This is a genomic window from Streptomyces sp. OR43 (assembly GCF_008042275.1).
In the GTDB taxonomy this organism is placed as follows: domain Bacteria; phylum Actinomycetota; class Actinomycetes; order Streptomycetales; family Streptomycetaceae; genus Streptomyces.
This window is the reverse complement of sequence record NZ_RDBK01000043.1, coordinates 189,237-197,078: the sequence shown is the minus strand read 5'-3', so window position 1 is coordinate 197,078 and position 7,842 is coordinate 189,237. Positions and strand designations below refer to the sequence as shown.

Here is a 7,842-nt window from a genome sequence, read left to right as displayed (position 1 = left end):
TGCGCAGTCCTGCTCGCCTCGTGACCGGCACCGCCGCCGCGGCTCTCGCCGCTGCCGCGCTCGGCCTCAGCGCCGCCGCCCCGTCCGCGTCCGGGGAGTGCGGGGGCATCCGGTACGAGGGCCGACCCGGAGGCCTCGGCCTCGTCGAGCCCGGTGGTGTCGTACTCCTCGGAGTCGTACAGATCCGAGGGCAGACCGGCACCGGCGGGGGAGTCCTCGTCGGAGGGCAGACCGGCACCGGCGGGGGAACCTTCGTCGGAGGACACCGCGGCGCTGTCCGTGCCCGTGGTGTCCGTGGTGCCCGCGGCCTTCACCTGGATCTCCCCGGTGGCCCGCTTGCCGTTCTCGCAGGCCACGTCGATGCTGTACGGCCCCGGCTCGATCGTGCCCGGCACCTGGAACGAACCGGCCAGGACCTCCTTGAGGGTGGCCGGTGCCAGCGCGAAATCGGAGGCGTCCAGGGCGCTGGCGTCACCGGTGGCGCCGGTGTCGCCGCGGCAGGCGGTGGTGTTCACGGTGACCGTGGACCCCGGGGCGGCACTTGCCGGAGTGATGTCCAATGGCCCGAGCTCATCCCCGTACGCGGACGGGGCGGCGGCGCTGAGGCCGAGCGCGGCAGCGGCGAGAGCCGCGGCGGCGGTGCCGGTCACGAGGCGAGCAGGACTGCGCATGGGGGGTTCCTCCGAGCGGGGACGGCGCGGGCTGGTGTGTCCTGGGTCCGAGCTAACGGCCCTCCCGCCACCCATGCCTGCTGACACCGAGTCAGCATTCACCCGTTCGGACCGGCGCCGCCTCCTTGCCACCGCCCATGCGCGCAGGTCACAGCGGTGATGGTGGGGCGGGAAGTCCGTCCTTCGGTGCCCGGTGCCGATCGGGTGATGCCCGCCGAGGTGAAAGTGGCGTACGTCACATGCATGACCGGGGCGTCCGCGGGCACACGACGCACACCCCCCACGGGACGGTGTGTGCCACCGCCTCCGGCCACCGCCTTCACCGGGCTCGCCCCCCCTGGGCCCGGTGGGGGCGGTTTCCTGTGCGGCCGGGCGTCCCTCAGCCGGGCTCGGCGGCGGACCAGCTGATGACGGGCGGCCGGACCCTCGCGCAGAGCGGCTGCCCCTTGGCGTCGGACAGGGGCAGCCGTGCGGTGAGGTGCCCGGAGCGCACGGCCGCTTCGAAGATGTCCGCGTCGATGTCGGCGAACATCAGCTTGGCCCGCCGGAACATGGAGAACAGCCCGTCCCCGTCGACCGTGCCCCATGACAGGTAGACGAACCGTCCGCCGAGCCGGTTCTGCACGTACGGCCCGCTCACCTCGATGCCGTCCGGGCCGGCGGCGGTGGTGCAGTCCAGCGTCCAGCGGGCGGCGGGGGCGTCGCCGCGGTGCAGCCCGAGGAGCTCGTCGGGCCGGTCCTTGCGCTGGACGCCCACGTGGATGTTCTCGCGGCCGGCGAAGTCGCCACCGGGCCCGCAGTCGCGGCCGGGCAGGCGGGAGCCCTCGATGTGGATCTGCATGCGCGACGGAGGTCCTTGGGTCGGGTGCGGTGCGGGTCTCATGGTTCATTCTCGCCGCGGGGCCGCGGGGCCGCGGGGGCCGCCGGGGTCCCGCGGCGTCAGAGGGTGTCCAGGGGTGCGGCCTCGTACGCCGCCGCCAGCCGCTTCATCAGTTCCTCGTCGACCGTGAACTCCGTGCCGTCGATCCGGGCCACCGGTGCCATGCCCTGCGAGTTGGTGACGAACGCCGACCGGTAGGACCCCAGCCCGTTCAGGTTCACCGGCCGGCGCAGCGACGGCACCCCCACGCCGGGCAACTCCTGTTCCAGCAGCGCCATGGTGATGCCCAGCAGGGCGGGCGCCTGCGGCCAGATGACCGAAGTGCCGTCCCAGAACCCGATGTTGGTGATCGCACCCTCGGTCACGGCCCCGTCCGGCAGGGTCAGCAGGGCGTCATCGAAGCCGCTCCTGCGGGCGAGCTCCCCGTAGTACGTCTGGCCGAACTCGCCGGGGCGCTTGAGATGCGGCACGGTGCGCGCGTACGGAACGGACTTCAGACCGACCGGACGCGGGTCCATCCGGGCGGGCCCGCGCACCGTGACCATGACGGTCGTCGCTGCGGCGCCCGGCGGCCGCAGTCCCTGGACCCGCACCGAGGCGTCCGAGGCCCCCGCGCCCGCCAGGGCGTGCCGGATCAGTTCCCGTACCGGGCCGCCGTCCAGGGGAAGTTCGAACAGTTCCCGGTTCGCCGAGTCCAGCCGCTCCAGATGCAGCGCCAGACCCCGCACCCGGCCGCCCCTGACCTGCATGGCCGTGAAATGGCCGTAGCCGGAGAAGGCGGCCGTGCGCAGGTCGTCCTCGGTGGCCGGATGTCCGTCGAACTCGGCGTAGGGGTGGGGTGCGGCCGCGGGAGTCGTCATGCCGTCCACCGTATGCCGACACACGACGCGGGAGGGCCGGAGGGCGGACGCTTGACCTCAACCATGGTTGACGTACGAACCTCTTCGCATGGACCTCACCACAGCCGGAAACACGGCCACCGCTCTGCCCGAGACCGCCGAGAGCGCCGAGAGCGCCGAGAGCGCCGAGAGCGCCGAGAGCGCCGAGAGCGCGCCTTTGAGGGTCGCGGTCATCCTTGCCAGCAACCGTGAGGGCCGGTTCGCACCGGTCGTCGCCGACTGGTTCCGCTCCCGCAGCGACGGCCACCCGGGCATCGAGACCGAGCTGCTCGACGTCGCCGCACTCGACCTTCCGACCGCCCTCTCCCGCCGTCCCGGCCCGGAGGGCCAGGCCGTGCTGGCCGAGGTCGCCGGCCGGCTCGCGGCCGCCGACGCGTTCGTCGTCATCACGCCGGAGTACAACCACTCGTACCCCGCCCCGCTCAAGAACCTCATCGACTGGCACTTCACCGAATGGCAGGCCAAGCCCGTCGCCTTCGTCTCGTACGGCGGGGTCTCCGGCGGTCTGCGCGCGGTCGAGCACCTGCGGCAGGTCTTCGCCGAACTGCACGCCGTCTCCATCCGCGACACCGTCTCCTTCCACAACGCCGGCGCCCTCTTCGACGACGAGGGCAGGCACCGCGACCCGGTCGGCCCCGACGCGGCGGCGAAGTCCCTCCTGGACCAACTGGTCTGGTGGGGGCGGGCGCTGAGGGGTGCCAGGGCCGCCCATCCGTACGGCGGCTGACTGCGCGGCGGTCTCACCCGGCCGATAATCGGGAGCAGGACCACGCTGCCGATCCGAGGAGACCGAAGGTGACACCGCCCGCATGGCTGACCGTGCTGACCACGACGGACAGCGAGGAGAAGGCCCGGTTCCTGGCGCGCGGTGCGGTGGAGGCCAGACTCGCCGCCTGCGTCCAGATCTCCGCGCCCGTCACCTCCGTCTACCGGTGGCAGAACGCCATCGAGTCGACCGAGGAATGGCAGCTCTTCTTCAAGACGACCGCCGAACGGTACGACGAGCTGGAGGTGTACCTCCAGGAGGCGCACGACTACGAAACCCCGGAGATCATCGCCCTGCCGGTGCTCCGGGGCAGCGCCCGCTACCTGGGCTGGGTGTCGGCGGAGACGGCGCCGGTGACCTCCCTCTGAGGGGCGTCACCGGCCTCCACCCGCACCGCGCACACCTTGAACTCCGGCATCTTCGAGACCGGGTCCAGGGCGGGATTGGTCAGCGTGTTGGCCCGGCCCTCACCGGCCCAGTGGAACGGCATGAACACGGTGTCGGCCCGGATCGCCACGGTGATCCGGGCGGGCGCCACCGCCCGCCCGCGCCGTGAGGTCACCGCGACCGGGTCGCCCTCGGCCACCCCGATCCGCTCGGCGAGCCGGGGATGCAGCTCCACGAAGGGGCCAGGAGCCGCGGCGTTCAGCTCCGCCACCCGGCGGGTCTGCGCCCCCGACTGGTACTGGGCGACGACCCGGCCCGTGGTCAGGACCACCGGATACTCCGCGTCCGTCTCCTCGGCGGACGGCCGGTGCGTGACGGGGACGAACCGGGCCCGCCCGTCGTCCGTCGCGAACCGGTCCAGGAACAGCCGGGGTGTTCCGGCGTGCTCCGTGTCCGGGCACGGCCAGAAGACGCCGTCCTCGGCGGCGATCCGTTCGTACGTGATGCCCGCGTAGTCCGCCGGGCCGCCCGCCGACGCCCGGCGCAGCTCGTCGAAGACCTCCTCCGGGTCGGCCGGGAACCCCTTCCCGTGCCCGAGGAGGCCGGCCAGCCCGTGCAGCACGTCCAGATCGCTGCGGACACCCGCGGGCGCGGAGACCGCACGCCGGCGCAGCAGCACCCTGCCCTCCAGATTCGTGGTGGTCCCCGTCTCCTCGGCCCACTGCGTCACCGGCAGCACCACATCGGCCAGCGCGGCCGTCTCGGAGAGCACCACATCGGCGACCGCGAGGAAGTCCAGCGACCGCAGCCGCTCCTCCACATGCCCCGCGTGCGGCGCGGACACCACCGGGTTCGACCCCATGACCAGCAGCGACCGCACCTCGGTGCCCAGCGCGTCCAGCAGTTCGTAGGCGCTGCGCCCCGGACCAGGCAGCGAGTCCGGATCGACGCCCCACACCCCCGCGACATGGCGGCGCGCCGCCGGGTCGGTGAGCTTGCGGTAGCCGGGCAACTGGTCGGCCTTCTGGCCGTGTTCACGACCGCCCTGGCCGTTGCCCTGGCCCGTCAGGCAGCCGTAACCGGACAGGGGGCGGCCCGCACGGCCGGTGGCCAGCGCGAAGTTGATCCAGGCGCCGACCGTGTCCGTGCCTTTCGCCTGCTGCTCGGGGCCGCGCGCGGTCAGCACCATGCCGCTCTCCGCGTCGCAGAACATCCCGACGGCCGCGCGCAGTTGCGGCACCGGGACGCCGGTCAGCCGCTCCACCAGTTCGGGCCAGTGGGCCATCACCCCGGCCCGCGCCTCGTCCCAGCCGCTCGTGCGCTCCCGTACGAAGTCCTCGTCCACCCGGCCCTGCGCCACCACCAGGTGCAACATGCCGAGCGCGAGCGCCAGATCGGTGCCGGGCCGCGGGGCCAGATGGAGGTCCGCCTGCTCGGCGGTCCTGGTGCGGCGCGGATCGATGACGATCAGCCGGCCGCCGTTCTCCCGCAGTTCGGTCAGATAGCGCAGCGCGGGCGGCATCGTCTCCGCGAGGTTCGACCCCACGAGGATCACGCACCCGGTGCGCGGGATGTCCTCCAGCGGGAACGGCAGCCCGCGGTCGAGCCCGAAGGCCCGCTGGTGCGCGGCGGCCGCCGACGACATGCAGAACCGCCCGTTGTAGTCGATCTGCGAGGTGCCGAGCACCACCCGGGCGAACTTCCCGAGCGCGTACGCCTTCTCGTTGGTCAGCCCGCCCCCGCCGAAGACCCCCACCGCGTCGGCCCCGTGCGCCGCACGCGTCCCCCGCAGACCGTCGGCGATCCGGGCCAGCGCCTCGTCCCACCCGGCCGGCACCAGCTCCCCGCTCACCGCGTCACGTACCAGTGGCCCGGTCAGCCGCACCGCGGAGGAGAGCACGGCGGGCGCCGACCGGCCCTTGCCGCACAGCGCGCCCCGGTTCACCGGGAAGTCGGTGCGCTCCTCCACCTCGACGACCGCGTCACCGGCGACCGGGCGCAGATTCATGCCGCACTGCAACGCGCAGTACGGGCAGTGGGTCGCGGTGGCGGCAGTCGCGGTGCTGGTCATGCCCCCAGACTGGGAGCCGGGTGTTACACGGGCGCCCGCTCCCGGTTACACCGCCGGTACGCCCACCTCAGCACGCCAGGCACCCGGCCGTGAGGTGCGGAGCGCCGTCACCCGTCGTCCGCGGCGAGGGCCTCGGCCACGCCCGGCTCCCTGGGCCCCAGGAAGTGCGGATCCGGCTCGAACAGGGCGTCCAGGGCCGCCTTCCCCGCCGCGAACACCTCCCGTGTGCCGCCGTAGTACCAGGTCACATCGTGTGCGGCCTCGACCCCGACGCCGTACACATCGATGCCCGCCGCCCGGCACAGCGCGATCGCCCGCCGGATGTGGAATCCCTGGCTCACCAGCACGGCCCGCTCGACCCCGAAGATCTTCCTGGCCCGCACACACGAGTCCCAGGTGTCGAAGCCGGCGAAGTCGCTCACGATCCTGCTGTCCGGCACCCCGTGCGCGACCAGGAACGTGCGCATCGCGTCCGGCTCGTCGTACTCCACCCGGCTGTTGTCACCGGTCACCAGCACGACCTTCACCTTCTTGTCCCGGTACAGCTCGGCCGCGGTCCGCAGCCGGTTCGCGAGATACGGGGACGGCCTGCCGTCCCACAGCCCCGCGCCGAACACCACCGCGACCTGCTGGGCGGGCACGTCCGCCACCGTCCTGACCCGGGCATCGGCGACCGTGTGCATCCAGGTGGCCGGGGCCAGCGCCAGCACACAGGCCGCCATCACGCCCTGGACGGCCAGACGCCGCCCCCGCCGGGTCCGCGGCAGCCGGGGCCGCAACCGGGCGGCGGTCCTCCGCAGCGCTCCCCATGGCTTCATCCGCATCGCCGTCCCCACCCGTCTCGTGCCGTCGTCATAGCCGCCCCCTATCGCTTGACGAGCGGAAGGCCGAAGCGGTTCTCCGTGACGGCCCGTCGGTAGCATCGGCCGATGTTGCTCCCACGGCTGATCGCCTCAGATCTCGACGGAACCCTGCTCCGTAACGACGGCACCCTGTCGCCCCGCACCCTGCGCGCCCTGCGCACGGCCGAGGACGCCGGCACGGAGATCGTCATCGTCACCGCCCGGCCGCCCAGGTTCGTCGACCGGCTTGCCGAGGCCACCGGCCTCGCGGGCACGGCGGTCTGCAGCAACGGGGCGCTCGTGTACGACATCGGGACCCGCACCGTCGTCTCCTCGCGTGTCCTGCCCCTGACCACCGCCCAGCGGGTCGCCACCGCACTCGCCGCCGCGGTGCCCGAGGTGGGCTTCGCCCTGGAGACCGGCAATCAGGTGCTGTACGAACCGGCCTACCGGCTGCGCATGTCCGAGGACGTCGGCGCCGAACTCCCCGTACCGACCCTCGCCGACCTCTGGCTGACCGAGGCCCCCGTCACCAAACTGCTCGTCTGGTCGGACCGGCTCGACGCCGACACCCTGCTGGCCGCCGCCCGCCCGGGCGCGGGCGACGAGGTGCAGCTCACCCACTCGGGCGGGCGCGGCCTGCTGGAGATCAGCGCGCCCGGCGTCACGAAGGCCGGCACCCTGGAGCTGCTCTGCACGGCACGGGGCATCGATGCCGGCGAGGTCATCGCCTTCGGCGACATGCCCAACGACCTCACCGTCCTCACCTGGGCCGGCACCGGCTACGCCATGGCCAACGCCCACCCGGCCGTGCTGGCGGCCGTGGCGACACACACCGCCACCAACGAGGAGGACGGGGTCGCCGACGTCATCGAGCGGCTGTTCGCTGGTCAGGTCCGGACCGCGGCGGCCGTCTGACAGTGGGCAGGTGCCCTCGGTGAGGTGGCGGAAAACGGCTGTGACCGGCGCGCAACGAGGCGGCAACCTGCGCCCGGCACCATCGCTCCATGACGGAGCCGGCACCGGAACGTCCCCAGGAGTCCCCGCCCCTCGACAGCACGGCGCATGAACGCTTCCACGGGCCTCCGCCCCCGCACAGCACCGCGCACGCGCGTCCCCAGGAGTCCCTGCCCCTCGACAGCACGGCGCAACTGCTGACCCGTATTACCGCACAACTGGGCACCCAGCTCAGCCTCGTCTCCCTGAACGGAACCCGACGGCCCATGCCCCGCACCCGGCTCAGGAGTTCCGTCACCGTCCGCAGCGCCCGCGGGTCCCGGCTGCCGTGCGCGACGGCGACGAGGGCGGGGGCAGGAGCGGGGGCGG

At 73.2% G+C, this 7,842-nt stretch carries 8 protein-coding genes and 1 pseudogene; 3 read left to right on the top strand and 6 right to left on the bottom strand.

The window, feature by feature from the left end:
* The 3 genes from EAO72_RS19330 to EAO72_RS19320 all read right to left on the bottom strand — a co-directional run.
* The coding region (locus EAO72_RS19330) for a hypothetical protein (RefSeq protein WP_187285137.1) at positions 1-671 on the bottom strand (671 nt) is incomplete at its 3' end.
* 379 nt (positions 672-1,050) lie between these two features.
* Positions 1,051-1,512 carry a DUF5990 family protein gene (locus EAO72_RS19325; RefSeq protein WP_148018588.1) on the bottom strand — a complete coding sequence of 154 codons (462 nt, stop codon included), beginning with the start codon at positions 1,510-1,512 and terminating at the stop codon, positions 1,051-1,053.
* Positions 1,513-1,610: 98 nt separating this feature from the next.
* The gene (locus tag EAO72_RS19320; protein WP_148018587.1) at positions 1,611-2,411 is read right to left on the bottom strand and encodes an aminotransferase class IV family protein; all 801 of its coding nucleotides are present in this window, start codon (positions 2,409-2,411) and stop codon (positions 1,611-1,613) included.
* 88 nt (positions 2,412-2,499) lie between these two features.
* On the opposite strand from EAO72_RS19320, the gene EAO72_RS19315 reads away from it, so the two are divergent.
* Together EAO72_RS19315 and cutA are read left to right on the top strand one after the other, a co-directional pair.
* Positions 2,500-3,177 carry an NADPH-dependent FMN reductase gene (locus EAO72_RS19315; RefSeq protein WP_148018586.1) on the top strand — a complete coding sequence of 226 codons (678 nt, stop codon included), beginning with the start codon at positions 2,500-2,502 and terminating at the stop codon, positions 3,175-3,177.
* 68 nt (positions 3,178-3,245) lie between these two features.
* Complete coding sequence (gene cutA, locus EAO72_RS19310) at positions 3,246-3,584, top strand: divalent-cation tolerance protein CutA (RefSeq protein WP_148018585.1); 339 nt, start codon at positions 3,246-3,248, stop codon at positions 3,582-3,584.
* On the opposite strand, the gene EAO72_RS19305 is transcribed toward cutA, so the two are convergent.
* Both EAO72_RS19305 and EAO72_RS19300 read right to left on the bottom strand, forming a co-directional pair.
* Positions 3,536-5,674 carry a molybdopterin oxidoreductase family protein gene (locus tag EAO72_RS19305; protein ID WP_148018584.1) on the bottom strand — a complete coding sequence of 713 codons (2,139 nt, stop codon included), beginning with the start codon at positions 5,672-5,674 and terminating at the stop codon, positions 3,536-3,538. The two genes, cutA and EAO72_RS19305, sit on opposite strands and share 49 nt — an antisense overlap.
* A gap of 107 nt (positions 5,675-5,781) precedes the next feature.
* Positions 5,782-6,498 carry a SanA/YdcF family protein gene (locus EAO72_RS19300; RefSeq protein ID WP_187285136.1) on the bottom strand — a complete coding sequence of 239 codons (717 nt, stop codon included), beginning with the start codon at positions 6,496-6,498 and terminating at the stop codon, positions 5,782-5,784.
* A 120-nt stretch (positions 6,499-6,618) separates the two neighbouring features.
* Here EAO72_RS19300 and EAO72_RS19295 point away from each other — a divergent pair, with 120 nt between their 5' ends.
* A complete protein-coding gene (locus tag EAO72_RS19295; RefSeq protein WP_148021899.1) occupies positions 6,619-7,434 on the top strand; it encodes a Cof-type HAD-IIB family hydrolase in 816 nt (271 codons plus the stop codon).
* A 306-nt stretch (positions 7,435-7,740) separates the two neighbouring features.
* Here EAO72_RS19295 and EAO72_RS44090 read toward each other — a convergent pair.
* Positions 7,741-7,842, bottom strand: a pseudogene (locus tag EAO72_RS44090) (sirohydrochlorin chelatase); the annotation flags it as partial.